This window comes from Pseudomonas sp. MG-9 (assembly GCF_018729515.1).
In the GTDB taxonomy this organism is placed as follows: domain Bacteria; phylum Pseudomonadota; class Gammaproteobacteria; order Pseudomonadales; family Pseudomonadaceae; genus Aquipseudomonas; species Aquipseudomonas serboccidentalis.
Genome location: NZ_JAHHZH010000009.1, coordinates 156,623 through 175,793, shown reverse-complemented (window position 1 = coordinate 175,793; position 19,171 = coordinate 156,623). Strand labels below are relative to the sequence as shown.

At 54.5% G+C, this 19,171-nt stretch carries 18 protein-coding genes; 8 read left to right on the top strand and 10 right to left on the bottom strand.

All coding sequences use genetic code 11. The features are described from left to right. Positions 1-32: 32 nt before the first annotated feature. From msrB to msrA, 3 genes are read left to right on the top strand one after another with little or no spacing between them, the layout of a single operon-like run. Positions 33-551 (top strand): peptide-methionine (R)-S-oxide reductase MsrB, encoded by a 519-nt coding sequence (msrB, locus tag KKQ10_RS22820; RefSeq protein ID WP_215502335.1) that lies wholly within the window; start codon positions 33-35, stop codon positions 549-551. A 43-nt stretch (positions 552-594) separates the two neighbouring features. Next, on the top strand, positions 595-2,370 hold the full coding sequence (locus KKQ10_RS22815) for a cytochrome c biogenesis protein DipZ (RefSeq protein WP_215502334.1): 1,776 nt from the start codon (positions 595-597) through the stop codon (positions 2,368-2,370). A 15-nt stretch (positions 2,371-2,385) separates the two neighbouring features. After that, entirely contained in the window at positions 2,386-3,090 is a 705-nt protein-coding gene (msrA, locus tag KKQ10_RS22810; protein ID WP_215502333.1) for a peptide-methionine (S)-S-oxide reductase MsrA, read from the top strand. Positions 3,091-3,100: 10 nt separating this feature from the next. Here the strand turns inward: msrA and KKQ10_RS22805 are convergent, their stop codons facing one another. Next, positions 3,101-3,505 carry a GNAT family N-acetyltransferase gene (locus KKQ10_RS22805; protein WP_215502332.1) on the bottom strand — a complete coding sequence of 135 codons (405 nt, stop codon included), beginning with the start codon at positions 3,503-3,505 and terminating at the stop codon, positions 3,101-3,103. Between the two features lie 55 nt (positions 3,506-3,560). Beyond that, positions 3,561-4,466, bottom strand: a complete 906-nt coding sequence (locus KKQ10_RS22800) for a LysR family transcriptional regulator (protein WP_215502331.1) — start codon at positions 4,464-4,466, stop codon at positions 3,561-3,563. 102 nt (positions 4,467-4,568) lie between these two features. On the opposite strand from KKQ10_RS22800, the gene KKQ10_RS22795 reads away from it, so the two are divergent. Next, entirely contained in the window at positions 4,569-5,741 is a 1,173-nt protein-coding gene (locus tag KKQ10_RS22795; RefSeq protein ID WP_215502330.1) for an aspartate aminotransferase family protein, read from the top strand. A gap of 120 nt (positions 5,742-5,861) precedes the next feature. Here the strand turns inward: KKQ10_RS22795 and KKQ10_RS22790 are convergent, their stop codons facing one another. From KKQ10_RS22790 to KKQ10_RS22780, 3 genes are all read right to left on the bottom strand, one after another. After that, on the bottom strand, positions 5,862-7,781 hold the full coding sequence (locus tag KKQ10_RS22790) for an alkaline phosphatase D family protein (RefSeq protein ID WP_215502329.1): 1,920 nt from the start codon (positions 7,779-7,781) through the stop codon (positions 5,862-5,864). 72 nt (positions 7,782-7,853) lie between these two features. Then, on the bottom strand, positions 7,854-8,594 hold the full coding sequence (locus KKQ10_RS22785; RefSeq protein WP_127648200.1) for a hypothetical protein: 741 nt from the start codon (positions 8,592-8,594) through the stop codon (positions 7,854-7,856). Positions 8,595-8,707: 113 nt separating this feature from the next. Beyond that, positions 8,708-9,070, bottom strand: coding sequence for a hypothetical protein (locus KKQ10_RS22780; protein ID WP_252191716.1), 363 nt, complete (start codon positions 9,068-9,070; stop codon positions 8,708-8,710). 125 nt (positions 9,071-9,195) lie between these two features. Between KKQ10_RS22780 and KKQ10_RS22775 the strand changes: the two genes are divergently transcribed. Together KKQ10_RS22775 and KKQ10_RS22770 are read left to right on the top strand one after the other, a co-directional pair. Then, positions 9,196-9,945 carry a hypothetical protein gene (locus tag KKQ10_RS22775; RefSeq protein WP_215502328.1) on the top strand — a complete coding sequence of 250 codons (750 nt, stop codon included), beginning with the start codon at positions 9,196-9,198 and terminating at the stop codon, positions 9,943-9,945. 63 nt (positions 9,946-10,008) lie between these two features. Further along, positions 10,009-10,722, top strand: a complete 714-nt coding sequence (locus KKQ10_RS22770) for a CPBP family intramembrane glutamic endopeptidase (protein WP_127648202.1) — start codon at positions 10,009-10,011, stop codon at positions 10,720-10,722. A gap of 99 nt (positions 10,723-10,821) precedes the next feature. On the opposite strand, the gene KKQ10_RS22765 is transcribed toward KKQ10_RS22770, so the two are convergent. From KKQ10_RS22765 to KKQ10_RS22755, 3 genes are all read right to left on the bottom strand, one after another. After that, on the bottom strand, positions 10,822-11,151 hold the full coding sequence (locus KKQ10_RS22765; protein ID WP_215502327.1) for a hypothetical protein: 330 nt from the start codon (positions 11,149-11,151) through the stop codon (positions 10,822-10,824). A 319-nt stretch (positions 11,152-11,470) separates the two neighbouring features. Beyond that, entirely contained in the window at positions 11,471-12,265 is a 795-nt protein-coding gene (locus tag KKQ10_RS22760; RefSeq protein WP_215502326.1) for a hypothetical protein, read from the bottom strand. Between the two features lie 20 nt (positions 12,266-12,285). Then, on the bottom strand, positions 12,286-12,507 hold the full coding sequence (locus KKQ10_RS22755; protein WP_215502325.1) for a hypothetical protein: 222 nt from the start codon (positions 12,505-12,507) through the stop codon (positions 12,286-12,288). A 1,073-nt stretch (positions 12,508-13,580) separates the two neighbouring features. Between KKQ10_RS22755 and KKQ10_RS22750 the strand changes: the two genes are divergently transcribed. Together KKQ10_RS22750 and KKQ10_RS22745 are read left to right on the top strand one after the other, a co-directional pair. Beyond that, the gene (locus KKQ10_RS22750; protein WP_215502324.1) at positions 13,581-16,388 is read left to right on the top strand and encodes a metallophosphoesterase family protein; all 2,808 of its coding nucleotides are present in this window, start codon (positions 13,581-13,583) and stop codon (positions 16,386-16,388) included. 289 nt (positions 16,389-16,677) lie between these two features. After that, complete coding sequence (locus KKQ10_RS22745; RefSeq protein ID WP_215502323.1) at positions 16,678-17,388, top strand: DUF2971 domain-containing protein; 711 nt, start codon at positions 16,678-16,680, stop codon at positions 17,386-17,388. 203 nt (positions 17,389-17,591) lie between these two features. Here the strand turns inward: KKQ10_RS22745 and KKQ10_RS22740 are convergent, their stop codons facing one another. After that, positions 17,592-17,957, bottom strand: coding sequence for a histone-like nucleoid-structuring protein, MvaT/MvaU family (locus KKQ10_RS22740; protein ID WP_215502322.1), 366 nt, complete (start codon positions 17,955-17,957; stop codon positions 17,592-17,594). Positions 17,958-18,270: 313 nt separating this feature from the next. Continuing rightward, complete coding sequence (locus KKQ10_RS22735; protein ID WP_215502409.1) at positions 18,271-19,113, bottom strand: chromosome segregation protein SMC; 843 nt, start codon at positions 19,111-19,113, stop codon at positions 18,271-18,273. Between the last annotated feature and the right edge of the window lie 58 nt (positions 19,114-19,171).

The window sequence follows — 19,171 nt, the reverse complement described above, 5'->3', positions numbered from 1 at the left end:
ATGACAGGCACTTGGAATTTTTGGAGACGGCCATGTTTACACGGCGACAGATTCTCGTAGCGAGCGGCGGGCTGGGCGTTGCAGCCCTGGTGGCGGGTGTATTGCCAAAATTGTCCCCGGGCGCTGCGCTGATTGATCAGGCCCATGCCGATGAGGTGTTTGAGATCACCCACAGCGACAGTGAGTGGCGCGCGCGGCTCTCCGACGAGCAGTACGCCATCCTGCGTGAGGAAGGCACTGAGCGGGCCTATACCAGCCCGCTCAACAACGAGCATCGCAGCGGCACGTTCGTCTGCGCGGGCTGTGAGCTGGCGCTGTTTTCATCGGCCACCAAGTTCGACAGCCGCACCGGTTGGCCGAGTTTCTGGGCGCCGCTGGAGCACGCAGTGGCCACGCGGCAAGACCGTTCCTTCGGCATGTCCCGCAATGAAGTCCACTGTCGACGCTGTGGCGGGCACCTGGGGCATGTCTTCGACGACGGCCCGAAACCCACCGGCCTGCGCTATTGCATGAATGGCCTGGCGATGACCTTCAAACCCGTGGCGGCATAAGCCATGGCCCGTATTCGATTTTCACTTTCTACAGGACGACACCATGTGGCTCTTGGTTCTCGCTTATCTGGGCGGTGTGCTGACGATCGTCAGTCCGTGCATCCTGCCTGTTCTGCCTTTTGTCTTCGCTCGCACCGGGCAGCCGTTTATCAAGAGTGGCTTGCCGCTATTGGCCGGGATGGCGCTGACCTTCGCCCTCGTCGCCACGCTGGCGGCGGTGGGCGGCGGCTGGGTGGTGCAAGTCAATCAGTACGGTCGCTGGCTCGCGTTGCTGTTCGTTGCACTGTTCGGGCTGACGCTGCTGCTGCCGCGCCTCGCCGAGCGCCTGACCCGGCCGCTGGTGTCGGCCGGCAGCCGCTTGTCCGAGGCCGCCGGGCAGGACAATCGTCCGCGTCCCGGCGCGTCGTTTCTGATCGGCGTCGCCACGGGACTGCTCTGGGCACCGTGCGCCGGGCCCATTCTCGGCTTGATTCTGACCGGGGCCGCGCTGCAAGGGGCAAGCACCGCCACCACGCTGTTGTTGCTCGCCTACGCGGCGGGCGCCGCGACTTCGCTGGCAGCGGCGCTGTTGCTGGGCGGTAAGGTGTTTGCGCTGATGAAGCGCTCGATCGGCACCGGGGAGTGGATCCGGCGTGGGTTGGGTGCGGCGATGCTCGCGGGTGTCGCGGCGATTGCGCTGGGCCTCGATACCGGATTGCTGGCACGGCTGTCGACAGCGTCCACTGGCGGGATTGAACAAGCACTGGTCGGCAAACTGTCCGGCAAGTCTGCGTCTGATAACGGAACGATGATGGCGCAGATTCCTGCCATGGGCGGAGCAATGAAAGTTGCCGACAAGGCACCGGGAACACTCCCGGTTGAAGGCCAGTTGCCGCCGCTCAATGGCGCCGTGCAATGGCTCAACTCGCCACCGCTGGACGCCCAGGCACTCAAGGGCAAAGTGGTGTTGGTGGATTTCTGGACCTACTCCTGCATCAACTGCCTGCGCACGCTGCCATACGTCAAAGCCTGGGCCGAGAAATACCGTGATCAGGGCCTGGTAGTGATCGGCGTGCACGCCCCGGAATTCGCCTTCGAACGCGATGTGGGCAACGTCACCAAAGCCATGAAGGCGCTGGGCATCAACTACCCGGTGGCGATCGATAACGACTACAGGATCTGGCGCGCCTTCAACAATGAATACTGGCCGGCGCATTACTTTGCCGACGCTCAGGGACGCATTCGTTATCACCATTTTGGCGAAGGCGACTACGCCGAATCGGAACGGGTCATCCAGCAGTTGCTGCGTGAGGCCGGAGCGAAAACCGTGGCCGACGGCTTGATCAACGCCGATGCCAAAGGTGTGCAACAGGCGCCGGACATGAATCAGGTGCTGTCGCCGGAAACCTATGTCGGCTACCAGCGCGCGGAACATTTCGTAGCGCAAAGCGGGCTGGTGCCTGACAAGGTCGCGACCTATAACCCACCGGCCAACCTGGCCCTCAATGACTGGAGCCTCGGCGGCCAATGGGCCGTCGGTGCCGAGCGCGCCACCGCCAGCGCGCCGGCCAGTCGCATCGTCTACCGCTTTCACGCCCGCGATCTGCATCTGGTGCTGGGGCCCGGCGCGGATGGCAAACCGGTGCGGTTCAAAGTGTCGATTGACGGTCAGGCGCCGGGTGATGCCCACGGGGTGGATGTCGCTGCGGATGGCAGTGGCCGCGTGACCGAGCAGCGCCTGTACCAGTTGGTGCGACAAACCGATGCGGTGAGGGATCGAACCTTCAGCATCGAATTTCTTGACCCGGGCGTATCGGCCTACGCCTTCACCTTCGGCTGATCGGGAGTGCGCAACATGAAATTTCAAAACAATTGGCGGCGTGGGTTATTGGGCGTCGCGATGGCCGGGGTGATTGGTCAGTGCTCGGCGTTTTCTTTCGGGGCCGAAGACGCGGTGGTCATTCCGCCGCCGGCTCTTGATGAAACCACGCAGGCGCACAGTGAAACCGCAGTGTTTGCCGGTGGTTGCTTCTGGGGCGTGCAAGGGGTTTTTCAACACGTCAAAGGCGTGCAGAAAGCCGTTTCCGGTTACGCCGGCGGTGCCGCGAACACGGCGCAATACGAGCGGGTCAGCGATGGCGACACTGGTCATGCCGAGTCGGTACAAGTCACCTTCGACCCGACGCAAGTCAGCTATGGCAGCCTGCTGCAGATCTACTTCTCGGTGGCCCACAACCCGACCGAACTCAACCGTCAGGGCCCCGACAGCGGCACGCAATACCGTTCGGCGCTGTTCCCGGTCAACGCTGACCAACAACGCGTGGCGCAGGCCTACATCGCTCAACTCGACGCGGCGCATGCCTACAGCCAGCCCATCGTCACGAAACTGGAAACCTACAACGGCTTCTACCCGGCAGAGGATTATCACCAGGACTTCCTGACCGAGCACCCGACCTACCCGTACATCGTGATCAACGACATGCCCAAGGTCGCGCAGTTGAAGCAGTTGTTTGCGCAGCGTTATCAGGAGAAGCCGGTGTTGGTGAAAAGCGGGACCTGATCCAGGCCTGTTACTTGGGCCTTGGCCGCTCCATGGCAATCACCGACGTTGCGAACCCCAGGCTGGTAAAAAATGCCTCCGCGCTTTCACGTCCGGCGCGCAGTACCCAAGTGATGTCGGGGTTGCTCCCCATGACATGCTCGACCAGCGCACGCCCGACGCCTGCGCGCCGATGCTGGTCATCGACCACGACCATCGACAGATAGCCGTTGGACAAACCATCGGTGATGCCTCGGGCGAAACCGATGATCTGCTCGCCGCTCAGCGCGACGGCAGTGCGTTGGGAGTTTTCGATGAGTCGGGCGAAGTGGTCGCTGGAACCTGTTCGGTGCCCCCAGTCATGTTGCCCGAGAAACAGCCGCACCGACTCCACTTCAGCGGGCAACAGATGACGTACGGTGATGTGGTTGTTCATTGGCTGGCGGCGTCCTTGTCGGCGGTTATTCGAGCGTAGTTGATCGCGACCGGTGTCAGGTTCTGCCCCAGGTTTTCATCGCGAACTCGACGAAGCGCCGTAGCTTGGGCAAGCGATAACGATCCGGGGCGTACAGCAGATGCAATGGGCGGCTCGGGGGCTGGTAATCGGGGATCACCGTCACCAGTTTGCCGTCGCGCAGATCCTGTTCCACCAGCGCATCCGGCAGCATCACGATGCCCATGCCGGTGCGTGCTGCCTGATGCAGGCCGGCGGAGGTGTTCATCAGCATCGGGCCGCTGACGTCGACCAGAATCTCGCCGTCCGGGCCGCTGAGGCGCCAGCGTTTTTCCACCGATTGCCAGTCATCGCCGGCGGGGTAGGCGAACGACAGGCAGTCGTGTTGTTGCAGGTCCTCCGGGGTGATCGGCATGCCGCGCCGGGCGACGTAGGCCGGAGAGGCGCACACGGTCAGGGTGTAATCGATCAACGGTCGGGCGATCAGGTTCGACTGCTCGAAATGCCCCAGCCGAAACGCCACGTCGAGGCCACTTTCCAGCAGATCCGGGCGACGGTTGGTCAGCACCACGTCCATTTTCACCAGCGGGTACTGCAGGGAAAACTCGCTGAGCGCCGGTGCCAGGCGTTCGACACCAAAGGTCAGCGGCGCGGTGATGCGCAGCAGGCCGCGAGGCTCGTCGAGGGCCTGTTCGGCCAGGCGTTCGGAGTCGGCCACCAAACCCAAAACATCCAGACAGCGTTGATAATAAACGCTACCGAATTCGGTCAGCCGCTGCCGGCGAGTGGTGCGCTGCAGCAGCTGTACGCCGAGTCGTTGTTCCAGCGCGCGCAGGTGATTGCCGACCATGGTCGTGGACATTTCGCACTGCAGCGCGGCCGCCGTCATGCTTCCGGTTTCCACAACCTTCACGTACACGCCCATCGCCTGCAACAGGTCCATTATCAAGCTCTGCTTTTAAATGATTGAAGTTTTGCCGAGTTTATCCAGTTCTGGTGGCTAACCATACTGCAAACACACCGACCTTCACTGGAGTTTGAAGTCATGACCGCCGCCCTGATGAACACTTACCAACCGCTGGCCCTGAGTTTCACCAGAGGCCTGGGCACTCGCCTGTGGGATCAGGCCGGTCGTGAATACCTGGATGCCGTCGCAGGAGTCGCGGTGACCAATGTCGGCCATTCGCATCCGCGCATCGTCGCTGCCATCAGCGAGCAGGCCGCAATGCTGCTGCACACCTCCAACCTGTACAGCATCGACTGGCAGCAACAGCTGGCGCGCAAACTCACGCAGCTGTCGGGGATGGACCGGGCGTTCTTCAACAATTCCGGCGCCGAGGCTAACGAAACTGCGCTGAAACTGGCGCGTTTGTACGGCTGGCGCAAAGGTATTGAACAGCCGCTGGTGGTGGTCATGGCCAACGCGTTTCATGGCCGCACGCTGGGCACCTTGTCGGCCAGCGATGGCCCGGCGGTGCGCCTGGGTTTCAATGATCTACCGGGGGATTTCGTCAAAGTGCCGTTTGGTGATCTGGCGGCGCTGGAGCAGGTGCAGCAAAAGCATGGCGAGCGGATCGTGGCGATTCTGGTCGAGCCGATCCAGGGCGAAAGCGGCGTACAACTGGCGCCGCCCGGTTACCTGAAGGCCTTGCGCGAACTGTGCAATCGTCACAGCTGGCTGCTGATGCTTGATGAAATCCAGACCGGCATCGGCCGCACCGGCCAGTGGTTTGCGTTCCAGCACGAGGGCATCGTTCCGGATGTCATGACCCTGGCCAAAGGCCTTGGCAACGGCGTGCCGATCGGCGCCTGTCTGGCGCGGGGCAGGGCGGCGGATCTGTTCACCCCCGGCAGTCATGGCAGTACATTTGGCGGTAATCCGCTGGCCTGCCGGGTCGGCTGCACGGTGCTGGAAATCATCGAAGAACAGGGGTTGCTGGAGAACGTCCGGCTACAGGGCGAACGCCTACTGAGCCGCCTGCGCGCCGAGCTGGCGGACAACCCCAACGTGCTGGCGATTCGCGGGCAGGGCTTGATGATCGGTATCGAGTTGAAGCAGCCGATCCGCGATCTGACGCTGATTGCGGCGCGGGATCATGGGTTGCTGATCAACGTCACGCGCGGCAAGACGATACGGCTGCTGCCGCCGCTGACGATTGATGAGCGGGAGGTGGGGATGATTGTCAGAGGTGTCGGGCTTGCTGTAACCGCGCACTGACAGGCAGCCGATAACCCCTGTGGGAGCGAGCCTGCTCGCGATGGCGGTGGGTCAGTCGATATTTATATTGATGATCAATTACCTTCGCGAGCAGGCTCGCACATTGGAAAATGTGTAGCGCTAATCAGGATAATCCCCCAACTCCGGCGCCAGCATCCGCGTCTTCACCGCCCCGTTCGAGTTGTGCTGAATGATCTCGCTCGGCTGTCCGTTTTCATTGAAAAACACCTGCCCGATCCCCGCCGAATTCCACAGTCGCTCGCCCGCTTCGGCATGTTCCGGGGTGTACGGCACGATGCGCATGCGCCGGCGTTTGGTGAACCAGTTGAGCGGTGAGCGCGGCGAGTAGAGCCAGCGGTTGAGGCGGTCGAACCATTCCAGCAGGGTTTTCGGAAACTCGTTCTTGATCCCGCTGCTGGTGATCTGCCAGATCCGTGGTCCGGCCTTGCGGTGTCGGATCAGCACTTCGTAGACGAAGGAATAATGCACGTCGCCGGACAGCACCACGTAGTTTCCGGGTGTACGTGAGTGTCGGAAAATGTTCAGGATCACCTGCGCGGCGCCACGGTGGGCCATCCAGTTCTCCGCATCGACAAGCAGGGGATAACCGCACCAACTGAAAACCTTCTGCACGGTTTCGATCAGCTTCACGCCGAAGATCGGCGCCGGCGAAACGATGATCGCCGACGGATGATCGAGCAACTCTTGCTGCAGCTCGCTCAAAGCTTCCCAATCGAGCAAGCCGGAAGGTTGCTTGAGCGCCATTTCGCTGCGCCAGCGGCGGGTGCGGGTGTCGAGGACAACCAGCGCGGGGCTGCTCGGCAATACGAAATGCCAATGCTGAAAGCGCAACAAATCATCGATCAGCGCGTCCTGTACCGGGCTGTCGAGATAACGATCATCGCCGCTGGCGCTCAGGCGTCGAGTGTTCTCCAGCACATCCTTGAACGCCTCCGGATTGTTGCCCCAACCCTGACACAGCATGTACGCGATCAAGGCATTGCCGATGATGCGTTTGGAGAACGGATGACCGTAGGCGGTTTCCTCCCACTGCGCGGAAAGATTCCAGTCATCGGTGATGTCGTGGTCGTCGAAAATCATCAGGCTCGGCAGATGCGCCAACGCCCGGGCGATCTTGCCCAGGCCGGCCTTGAAGCTATCGATGCGGGTCTGTTCGAGGGTGTAGCGCTGCAAGCGCTCAGGCGTCAGCGATGGCGCAGTCGGATGGATCAACGTCCACGCAACCGGCGACCACACCAACAAGTACATCGCCATGACTTCGGCGAAGGTCACCAGGTGATTGTCGGCGCTGCTGCTGGTGAAAATCGGCTTACGCGCGCCGCCGAAAAATCGTTCGCGCAATGTCTCGTTGCTCTCCAGCGCCGGTAATAAATCCGCGCGGTGGTAGTAGCTGGCCGGGTGTTCGTAGAGCCTGGCGCTGTCGCTGACCACGGCACCTTCGAGGTGTTCGTCGAACAGGCCGAGGCGTTCGATCAAGGCATGAATTGCTCGCAGCATCGGGCCGGCGACGTCATCGGCGTAGATCTGGTCGCCGCTCATCATCAGCAGGGCGGGGCGTTGTTGCGGATCGCTTTCTGCTGCCAGCAACTGATCGACACAGAGCAAGCCATCCGCTGCCGGGTGATGAGGCTTGCGGCAGGAACCGTGGAGCAATTGATCGATTCGCGAGCGCACCACCAGGTTGGGACTAGAGGCATCGCCATACAACAGATGTGGCGCCCAGTCAGCGATTCGCTGCTGGCCATCGATCAGCAAGTCGTAGCCAACAACGGTATCGCAGGGCAGCGCGCTGTCGAGGGCAACGTCGATCAGATGGATGAACGCTTGGCTGCCTACAGGAATGACCGTGCATTTCCCGGCATCGAGAGGAATGTCTCCTACGCCCTGCAAGCGCAAGGTCAGCGACAGCTCGCGTGTACCGACCAGCCACAGCACCAGCCGCGTCGGCTCCAGCCGTCGCAGCAGCGGGCCGGCCAGGACGGGAGGCAGCGGGTTCAGGTCAGCAGGTGTCGGGGACATTCGGGGGCAAAGCTCAAGACGCACAGGCCGGCGATGATAGCGCAGCCGGCGCCTTGAACCCTTAAACGAGGCTTAAGAGTCGATCTTCTTCAGCTTCAGGTCGAGCAATCGCCACGCGGCCTTGTCAGCATCTTTTGCGTCCACTTGTTGAACTGAGCAGTCGAAACCGTAGCTGACATTGTCGCCCAACATGTTGAGAGCGCTGACGGTGCTGCTGATGGTATAGGTCTGATCCTTGAACCGTTGGCTGCTCGCGCTCTTGGCACTGGCGATCGCTGTCGACGCCGAAAAGCGCATGGCACTCTTGATGAAGGGTTCGCACATCATGAACGCCATCATGGATTTGTCCGCGTTCGGATGAGAGCCGGCCAATCGGCGCGAAACGGTAAAGTCGTTATGCACGTTGTCCTTGAAGTCCTTCTCCAGCAGTGAGGCGGGCAGACGCTTGCTGTAGTTCGGCAGAAGTGCGGACTCGGGCGCAGAAGGCTCGTTCTGTGGTTCGCTGGCGACATAGGTCGCAAGGTTGTCGGACTCGGCAGGGGTGGATGCGATCACCGGTCTAGGCTGCATTGACCGTTCTAACTCAGGCATGAGTGCCGCCGCAGCACTCTGTGTCTCGCTGCTTTGTGTTTGCGTCAGCGCCGATGGGAACAACGACAGCGTGATTGACAGCACCACCATCGCCACAATAAAACCACCCGCCGCGCCAACGAGGTTGCCGTAGAAAATATTCCAGCTACCGCGGTTCTTCACCACCCAGCGCCACATGAAACCCCAGGCCGCGACAAACGCCAGAAAACGCAGAAACTCCATTCGATCCTTTCCTTAACTTCAAAACCTGAAATCAACGCACGCCCGAAGTGAACGCTGACGATGGGCGGCAAGATAACAAAACAGACGTTTAATGCCAGTGACGATAGCGGCGATCAGTGAAAGTTGAGCGCAAAAAACATCAACGTCGTCACACCGGCAGCCAATCCACAGATGCCGGCGAAAAGTTGACGGGCCAGCGGATTCTCTGGCTCAGGACGCCTGACCAGCCACATCCATACGCCCGCCAGTACGCCGATCGTTGTGATCACTTGCAGCACGCTACTGGCCAAACCTGCTGGTGAAGGAGGCACAAACGACGGGAAAAGGCTTGAGCAGACCACCGAAAAGGTCATGGCTACGATGAAGCCGCAAGCCGCACCCGCCAGATTGGCGAGGATCAGGTTCCAGGCCCCCCGGCTCTGAACCACCCAAGCCCAAACCGCTGCCCAGACGAAAAAGTACAACAACGCCATCATGGTGTTTTTTACCTCTGAAAATTGATCTCCATCGAGGCGCTGGCGACCTCTTCATTGGCAGTGGACGGCAAGATAACAAAATAGTAGCGTCGCGCCACTTTCTTGATTCCTGTAATGGACTACTCATGTCAAAAGCCGCTTCTGCGCTGCGCCTGCTTTGTGCAATCACGCTCGCCACCGCCATTACCCCGGCACTCGCTGCCTGGAAAGAGCCGCCGGAGAGCAGTTGGCAGTATTACCTCGCCAGCTGTCAGCGAATGCAGCAAAAAATGGCCGACGTCCAGAGCGGTCGCGTATCTGGCGCCATTGAGGTGATAGGCGACCTGGAAAACAGCCTGCGAATTATCAATGAGCGCCGCTCGAACCTGACGCCCCAGTACCTGGGCTCGCAAGAGTTCGCACAATGCGAAAACGTCGCCGCCCAGGCGGAAGCGACGATAGCCCAAGGCAGAGCCGACTTCGCCGCCAAAATGAACCAGTCCGCCGAACAAGGCCGCATCGCCCACCAGAACTCGCCCGCCTATCAACGCGCGCGTTCACTCGGCTACAGCGATGTCGGCGACATCTCCTTCCTCAAACTGCACGAAGACATGGACGGCGAAGCACGCCTGAAAACCATGCTGATCACCGTCGATGAAGTCTGCGGCCAATACTTTCGCGCCACGCAGTATGTGAAACCGTATGTGATCTACACCGTTCGCCCGTCGGATGGCGGCTGTGGTGAAGAAAAACGCGTGGCAATCGTCGGTGGTCGGTCGGCGGAGAAGGGTGATTACATCGATGAGCGGGGAGAGTTTCAGTATGTGGGCTGGAAGAAAATTGTCGGTGCGGATGGATTTGCAACGGATATTCGGGTGTTGAAGGCTCGGCGCTGAAAAGAAGAAACACCATCAATGGCTGACAGAGCCATGGCTTTATTAATTATGTGAGTTTTGTTTATGCAAGTATCTGGCGGGTTTGAGTGGCGGGCGTCGTATCTCCGTGAGGGTTGGAAAGGAAGAGCATCCATAGCGTTTCTGGGTTTTGTCTTGTATTGGCTGATGCAAGTCGCAGGTGGATATGTTTTCCGAGAGAGTTCCGGTGAGTTCCTGGTCGTGGTGGGGGCTCATCTGGTTGCCTGCATTGTGATGGTTTTGCTGTTTTGCTTGCTTCGAAGAATGCACCCGATCGGAAACCGTTTCAAAGGAGAGGGTTTTTCGAGCAAAGCCTTATGGATGGGGCTTGCAAGTGTGGCGTTGCTGTATGTGGCCAGCTATGCATTTTCAAAATGGATAGGGCAACCTCCCGAGCCATTTATGCAGCAGTTCATGAGCGCGCTGCAGGCAGGATCGATCTATAACAGTGGGATATTGCTGTTTCTTATTCTTGTACTGGCGCCATTGGGTGAAGAATTGGCTTTCCGTCATTTCCTGATCAATCTGTTTGCCTTCAAGAAGACGTTTTGGCGATACGCCGCAATCCTGTTTTCAGCCCTGCTGTTTACAGCCATTCATTGGCAGTATTCGTTCAAAACTACCCTCGTTTCTCTGTTTGTTCTGGCGCTGATGTTGGCGATTGCCAGGCTCGCAACAGGGGGGCTGTTGTTGCCGATGATCATGCACGGCTTCGCCGGCCTGCTGGCGGTCGGACTTTATCCGTTTTTTTATTCCTGATCTGCCACAGGCGCGGCGAGAGCTTTTGCTGACCGGAGGTCGCAGGCGCCCGTGTAGGAAGTAATCGGGGAGGGAGTATCAACTTCCTCCCCGATCAAACTACTGAATATCCTTCAGGTAGTTCGTGAGCAGAACCACGGGTTGCTGAAGCTGTTCAACAGATTCAGCCTGACTGAACGCCATCGACAGTCTGTGCAGCTCGCGGCCCAAGGGTTTCTCGACCCCACCCACCGCACTCATCGCCAATTCAAGGCACTCATTCAGCTTGAACTGAATCGTCTCGACATCCCCGCGCCGCACCAGCAACTCGAACACGTCTTTCTGATAGTCACCCATGACCATGTCATCCCGCAAAATCGGGCTCAGGCCTTCTTCCTCGTAAGCGAGCTTGAGGGAGAAAAGGGCGACTGTTTCCAGTGACGTTTCCATGCAATGAATCCTTTGAGATGTCCTGTCGGTGGAGCGGAGGAAGATCAAAAGATCGCAGCCTTCGGCAGCTCCTACACGGGAGGCACTTTCCGGCAGACGAAAAAAAAGGCCTTGCTAAGCAAGACCTTTCTTAATTTTGGTGCCGAGGGAGACTCGAGTGCGCTATATAAACCGTGGCCTACAGCCTGATTTCGGCTCAGGGGATACAAGCAGGGATACACGGTAAGGTTTGCTAGGCGGTACCTTGCCATACTTCGTCATTCGGGTGAACGCTAATCGTGTGTCGGCCGATGGGCATAATCAGAAGCTCATCGTCGTGCTATGGCCAGCGCTTCTTGCGCATCACGTACGGGCGATCCACCCAGATAAAATCAAAAAACTCACTCAGATAAGGTACCCGGTCACTTGGTGGTTGTCTGGAGGCTGCAATGCTATCCACTGTCTCACCCAACTGCACCACAACATCTCGAAGCGGGCCGAGTAGTGTTACTACCTCCCACACCAAGTGTTTCGATGCTGTGTCGAGCACCGAAGGTTCTGAGTAGAACGAGCTCAGTGTGAGTGGCTCACCAGCCAGATCACTTGCTAAAACCATTGTATTGCTGCCAAGAAGCCCTGCGAGAGAATTGGACGCTCTGGAAATTCGACGGTGTGTCGATCTCCTGATTTTTGTTGCTATGACTTCCTGCAGTATCTCGTTCCACTCGCTAAAAGGATCTCTTTGAGTTCTGCCAGTCGCCAATGCATCCAGATTCGCGTACCGCATCCCCATTGCGAAGTCAGATAAGAAAGAAACTATCTTCGTGCAGAGGGGGGTTAGCAGAATCCGGAATGAGCTTACTGCTGAGGCTTTTGATACCAGTATTCGCAAATCATGACCGTATCCCTTGACGGTTGATTGGCCTGGGGCCTGAAGACTGTTTCGGGCCATGTGGTCGAGAATCAAAGCAAGCTTTGCAAGACGTTCAATGCCGATTGCCAATTGAAAAAACGCGGAGTAGTAGCGGCCTTTTTCATTCAGGTTCGCATTACGCAATTCGGTCAGTCCTGTGGCCAGGCAGGAGCGAATGACTAGGGATTCCTGCTCAAGCGTTTTATAAAGACGGCCTTCCATAATTCCCTTCCATCGTCGGATCAGCTTGAGCGCTTACCTTCAGCTGAGATTGAAATCAGAGCCATAGTTATAAATCCTGCGTTTCTATCCAGAGCATCAAGCGCACTGGATACATTCTCCGCCACATCGGTTGACCCGCGCTCGCCAACCCATTTTGAAAGCTCTTCGACAGCAGCACCTAGCGCAATCTGGTTCTCATTGAGCCGACTCAGCAATGACGCGAGCAACGAAATGTCTTCCATGATTTTCTCCTTGGATGTAAAGCAATGAGCGTAGCTGCGATACAGCCCATGCGAAGGAGTGGTTCAGGCGGGTTCTGTTGAAAAAGGCGCTGGGGACCCTGGCAGATTCCTAATAACACGGGGTCGGAAACCCGCGGGATCTTGTTAGCGGCACGACTTCGAGCTTATTGAATTTCAATCATTGAAATCGAAAGGATTTCGTTGAAAAAAGGCCATCTTTACAGCGTCGGTAATGATGGCCTGTCGTGTTGATGATTCCGCACGTCTTCGATCGTCAACCGTGTCAACCTGTCAACCAATGCAAAAAAGTCAGCCAGTCTCAAGATCACGCGGGTTTTGTGCCCCGTGTCATTAAGAAATGCTCAGGGTCCCCGGCGACCTCCCATCATCTTGTGCAATTGCACTGATGAACTGTGTGTTCACCCGGTTCACCAGTTCACTAAGCTGGGCACCTGTCCGCTAACAAAGTCTGGCGGGTTTCCGACCCCGTAATTGCCTGATTCTCTCGGGGGGCCCAGTACGGTGGCGCCGCTATCGCTGACGGGTTCAAACTAAGGGGGCAAGGGGCTACCGTTCCTTAATGACGTGTAACCAGTGTTACGAATGTAACGGACTGCTCAACCTGTTGAATTTATTGATAAAAACGGCTGTTACACCTGGCTGATACCATTTGGGTGTGCGGTGTAACTGTGAGGAAGCGTGTAACGCGTTAAGCCGGGTCGCGAGTGTTAGACGCACGGACAGCATCCTGTATGTTCACTAGCTTCCACCGTGTCCCCGGAACGGACTCCTCCGGCGCCTCTTAAGAAGGGTGCTAGCCATGAAATTTCCCCCGTAGCTGCTATATGAAAAAGGTCGTGATCTTCCGAAATCAGGGAAATTGGCCCTGTAAAAATTTACGAACCTTCGCATCTAGGTTTTTACCTGCTCAGCCACGGCAAAAAAATGGTTCCCGAAGTAGATTTCTGCGGTGGGCCTCTACACAGAAATCCTGGTAGCAGAACCACTTGTGGTTCGATTCAGGTGAAGGCATAGTAATGGCACGGAGTGCGCTTATAAATAAAGGATTTTGAATGTCAAACAATATTCGCTGGTTACATCTTTCAGACTTTCATATTGGAAAAGATGCGTATGCAGAGTCTGCAATGTTCAAATATATTGTTGAACATGTGAGGAAAAAAGTAGAGTCTGGATTTATACCTGATTTCGTTTTTATTACGGGCGATATTGCAAATAAAGGTGCAGCTGCCGAGTACATAAAGTTTTGGGAGGAATTTTTGACTCCTCTTGATTGTGTTATTCCTGGGGATATACTCCAAAGAACTTTTACCGTTCCCGGGAATCACGATCTGAATCGCGAAAAATTCAAGCAGTTTGATCGGCGTGAGTTTTCGAAACTAAGTCAACCTTATTTTGATGTGAGCGCAGGAGGGCTTGAGTCAAGAGAAATGCTTATCGAACGCTTTCGAGGTTATATCGATCATGATATTACCTCGCTGGCGGCTGAGTTTGCATCAGAGCGCGGATCATATGTCAAAAAAATTACAATTAATGGAAATGCAATCTCTGTAGTAGGTGTGAATACAGCTTGGTTAAGCAGAGATGCGCAAGATGAACGTGAGTTGACGTTAGGGAAACCAATTCTAGAAGCGGCACTTGAGGAAACCGTCGCCTCTGATTTGGTAATTGTGTTGGGGCATCACCCTATTGACTGGTTTGTTAGAGAACAGCAACGTCCGATTAAATCGCTTCTTGGAAGCTATAACTGTCTTTACTTGCACGGCCATTTGCATGACGCATGGACGGAGCCGAGTTATGGTGGCGGCGACTTTTACCTAGCTATCCAGTCTGGAGCGGCGTTTCAAGCTAGAGAGGGAGAAAAGTGGCGAAATGGCTTAGTCTGGGGGGAGGCGGATTTCAGTACAAGAAAGGTCCTACTTCAAGCTCGTCAGTGGAATGTAGACCAACAGGGATGGACCATCAACTCAGATGCTTTTCATGATAAGCATCGAGACGGTGATTGGTGGAAATATTCTCTTCCTTCGGCAATGGAAAAAGATACGTCAAATGTTTCGCTTGAGTCTTTTTCTCCACCTCCTGGAGGGTGGGAGGTAAAAAAGTATTCTGACTTGGAACAGTACCAAAAAGCTCTAGATACACCAGAAGCATTATCCTTTTTTGATGGGTCTGTGCCAAGTTGGTCCATTGCGCTGTCCAGCTCCATTCCTAGGCGAGATATAGTTTCAAAGTTAGTTGGCGCCTTTCGCGGCTCTGAAGAGTTTAATATTCCTACTGTGGCTCTGCTTACTGCTGCAGGTTGTGAAGGAAAGACAACCGCGTTACTTCAAGCAGCTTTTGAAATTATTAAGGACGATTCTGATTGGTCGATATTGAGGCGCCTTACAGACAGTCGCCCTTTTGACATCGATGAGTTACTCCCTATTCTTAGTCGGCCAGGGAAATGGCTAGTGGTTCTGGACGGCGCAGATCAAGCGGCTAAAGCAGTTCAGAGATTAGCGGAAAGCAAGGCTGAGATTGCGAATGGTAAGGTCAGTTTTCTACTAGCATGCAGGGACTCCGATTGGTTAGCATCTGAAGCGGACAAACTATCATGGAAAGATGTCTCAAATTTTAAGCATGAGAGGCTTTTCGGTTTATCATTAAGCGATGCTGATAAGATAGTGGCAGCATGGGAGGCTTATGGTGACGTAGGACTCGGTGATTTGGCTGAAATCGAGGAAAGCCTAAGGGTTGAGCGTTTTAGGAAATGTGCTAAAGAAGAAGCTAAGGTTAGCGCTGGTGCATTCTACGGTGCATTGCTTACTGTGCGACATGGCACAGATTTAATTGCGCACGCAAAATCAATGCTTGATAAATTGGAGACGATTAAGATTCCTTCTGGTGGGACTCTCAAGGATGCAATAGCTTATATCGCAATTATGCACGCTGAAAGCCAGGACTATCTTTCAGTTCCTGTTCTGGCTAAAGTTCTTGGTTGTGATGCAGGGAAGTTCCACGCTACTGTGATTCGTCCGTTAGGACAAGAAGCCGCTGCAACCAGTACATCTACATGCATATATACGCGTCATAGATATATTGCCTTGGCAATTTTAGATGTCCTTGAAGATGACTATCTTGAAAATATTGCTAGTCTCTTTGAGAAGTTAGTGTCTGCGGCGATTACGTCTTATAATGAGGGTGTGTATATTAAGGATTTGCATGGTTGGAGATATGATCTGCCAGAACACTTTTTTCTTACTGATAGACCCTTGTTAGCAATTGAAATTGCAAAGGCTGTATGCGAAGCCGAACCTTGGAATCCTCAAGCGATAACTAATTTAGCTTATCTGTATCGAAAGTCGAAAGATGTTTTGCATGCAGTGGAGCTTTTCCGTCAGGCCGAAATAAAGCCAGAGCATCGAGCCTATTTTATTGAATGGTCTGTTTCTGAAGCAGAGTGCAGAAACTCTGCAGAAAGCGTCGTTCTATCATCTCATGCATTGAGTGATGAGTGTGCAACTCAACGACTCACATTAGATGATGCTAAAGGCTACCTTAGTGGTGTATATAAGAATTTTAATAAATTATATAATTCGTATGTGGATAATACGTTTCAAGATGCGAGCGATGCAGTTTTATCGCTTATGGTGATTTTTTCCGGGACGAAGCCTAACGCAGATGTTCGTGCTTTTCTAAAAAGAGTTGCGAATCGAAGAGCGAAACAATATGAGGCGGATGATGCTGTGAGGCTTCTACTGTCAGGCGCGCGTCAAGCATTGTCATCAGGTGTCGATAGTAGGGTTGCAGCTGCCGTGGATCACCTTGAATTGGTTTCTTACAACGGTCTTAAACAACTGCTTCACAATCTGCGGAGCAGGTAGGCTGTAGTGGTTCCCTTTCTTTACGTGACAATTGCGATTGTATAAATCATGTGTGGACGGGGAATTTGATTTTTGAGTTTCTATTTTTATGAGTTGTTTTTCATTGGTGTTAGGGATGTTGCCTAATTGGTGTTGTTGGTAGGCAGCAGTATTATAAAAGGAGTTGGCATGGTCGAGGGGAAGGGTGATGTACTATAAGTATCGGTCGTGTATTGCCAGGACTTGGGATATTATTAATAATAGAGAGTTGTACTTTTCCCCTCCGCAAAATCTTAATGATCCATTGGATGTGTCTATTGATATTCAGTCTGAATATGAACGGGCAAAAGAATATGTTTACAAAAATGATAAGCATCCAGAAGCCCGTCGATCTTTTTTGATTACTATGCTTAATAGTATAAAAAAAGGAGAGGATGAGGATGGAAGAGACATATATTTGAATCGTGCGCTCTATCTCTACATGCAGTCAAGAGGCATTTTGTCACTATCGAAAACACCTCATGATGCATTGCTTTGGTCGCATTATGCAAATGGTCATCGCGGTGTGTGTCTTGGATTTAGTTCGGAAATATTAAATATCGAAGATGTCAGTGCTAAGGGTGATGTTAGGTATTTGCCTAACCCGCCGTACATGGAGAAGTTCTTGGAACTCACCGATGAGTTTAGTGAGTTTTGTCGGCCTTGGGACGGATTGCATTTCACTCGAGAACAAGGAAAAAATTTTTATAATAAGCAAGTGGATGCGATGTTGGAAATTGGGTTTTTTACAAAATCTGAGGATTGGAAGTATGAGCAAGAGTTTAGAATGACGTCGTCCCCAGGTAATCGAAAGTTTGAAAGCTCTGCACTTGTGGAGGTCATTCTTGGGGCGAAAATTTCGAGAGAAGACGAGGCAAAGATAACTCAATTGCTTTCATGTCAGGAGTTTGCACATGTGGAGCTAAAAAAAGCCTTTAATATTCCGGGTACATTTAGTTTTGGCTCTCGGCTTCTCGGTTAGGGAATATATAAAAAATAATTTGGAAGTCCTAGCGTAGAGGATAATTGGAGCCGAGCATTTAGAATGCTTCTTTATGGATTTGTTGTGGTGACTGCTACTGTGGATTAGGTACAGATGCTGCATCAGCTATATCATACGATTAAGCGAGATGATTGTCGTCATCGAAAAAGGGGCCGCCAGGACCCTTTTTCAGGTCGTGCCGACTACTTTTTGAGCCATGCCTCAACTTCGCCCGCACCGTGTGTCGTCTTCCACTCTTTCAAAACTTTATGGTTGCCCCCCTTGGTTTCAATGACCTCCCCTGTATTCGGGTTTTTGTAGACCTTAAGTTGTCGGGTTTTGCGTGCGCTGAGGGTTGGAGCTAGGGCTGGGCGCCGCGCCGGGCTTTGCGGCTCTAGAATGTTGACGATGTGCTTCAGGCTGAACCCATAGTGGTCGATAAGTTTGCGCAGCTTCGTCTCGAACTCGATTTCCTTCTTCAGTCTTTCATCACCTTTCAATGCTTCTAGTGCTTGGAGCTGCTCAGCGAGGTGTTTTTCAAGCTGGCGGTACTCTGCGAGTTTGGACATGCTTATTTCCTATGTTTGTTTGATGACAGTTTGAATGTGCGAGCAGCTCACAAGTTCAGCGCTATTCTGGCAGTTTCAGATATTCTTGAATGCTTATGATCTCGGCCTTGATCAATTTTACGGTGAGAATCTCGACTTTCGTTTTTATGCGAGGTTTGTCCACGAATTCCAGCATTTCCTTTAAGGAGATTATTCGTGCTTTCAGTAGGTCTTTCCAGTTGGGGGTGTTTCTAAGGTCAAATTGAATGATCATTTTTTAGCCTGTTGAGGTTAAACAGCCTACCTGCGCAGGCTGTTTCGGTGGCTCAATGTCCTACAGCGAAAGGATGTCTTGCACGCTGTACTTGCCGGATCGATCCAACAGCTCGCGCCAGGTCCAGCTGTGGAAGTCTTCGCCTTCTTGTGGAAGTACCAGCTTCATCAGGTTGAGGTGTTCCCCTCCCAGCATGCCTTGTACATTCCACAGCTTGCCGCCCAACTCCATCAGCACTTGCGCTTGTTCGTTCCATTGTTCCTCCAGCACTGTGCGGGCCAGGAACCTCGCTGTTTTTTGTATCGAATCATATTCCCTTTGCGCCTCGGCAATGTGCTGATCGACGATGGCCAGCTCCTGTTCCAGCGCAGTGATGATCAGGTGTTGACGACGATTGTGTTCGGTCGCCGTCGTGAGGTTTTTCGCGGCCTTTTGTGCGTCGGTGTTGGCGTTCTTCTCGCCCTCGATATCACCCCAAGCCACGGCTTGCGCGTAGGCGGTGGCGGCATCGGTTTCGGCTTGCCGGGCTTTGGCCATGTCCTCTTCCGCTTGCTGCTGGATCTGCGCCAAGCGAGTGGTGAGGCTGTCACGCTTTTCGTTGAGTTCTTGCTCGTCGGCTTTCCAGTTCGCCATCGACTCGGTGTAACCCGCCATCAGGGTTTCATGATTGAGCAATTTCTCGCGGCGAGTGATCTTCGCATCGAGCAGCCAGGCACGGTGCTTACTGGCGTCGTAAGGAACTTTCAGGCTGCTGTGCTCATTGCGGATTTCGGTCAGCCGTTTCTCCTCGATGACTTCGTCGCCTTCCAATAGCGCCTCCAGCGGCACCATCTTCGCGTGGTGCTGTTCAGCGTCGTTTAGATGTTTATCGCGTTGGGCTGTCAGCTGGTTGATCTCGTCGATCAGCCGTTGCTTCTTGCCGCAATTGTCGGTCGCGGCAGTGCGGTCCGAAACCGGCTGC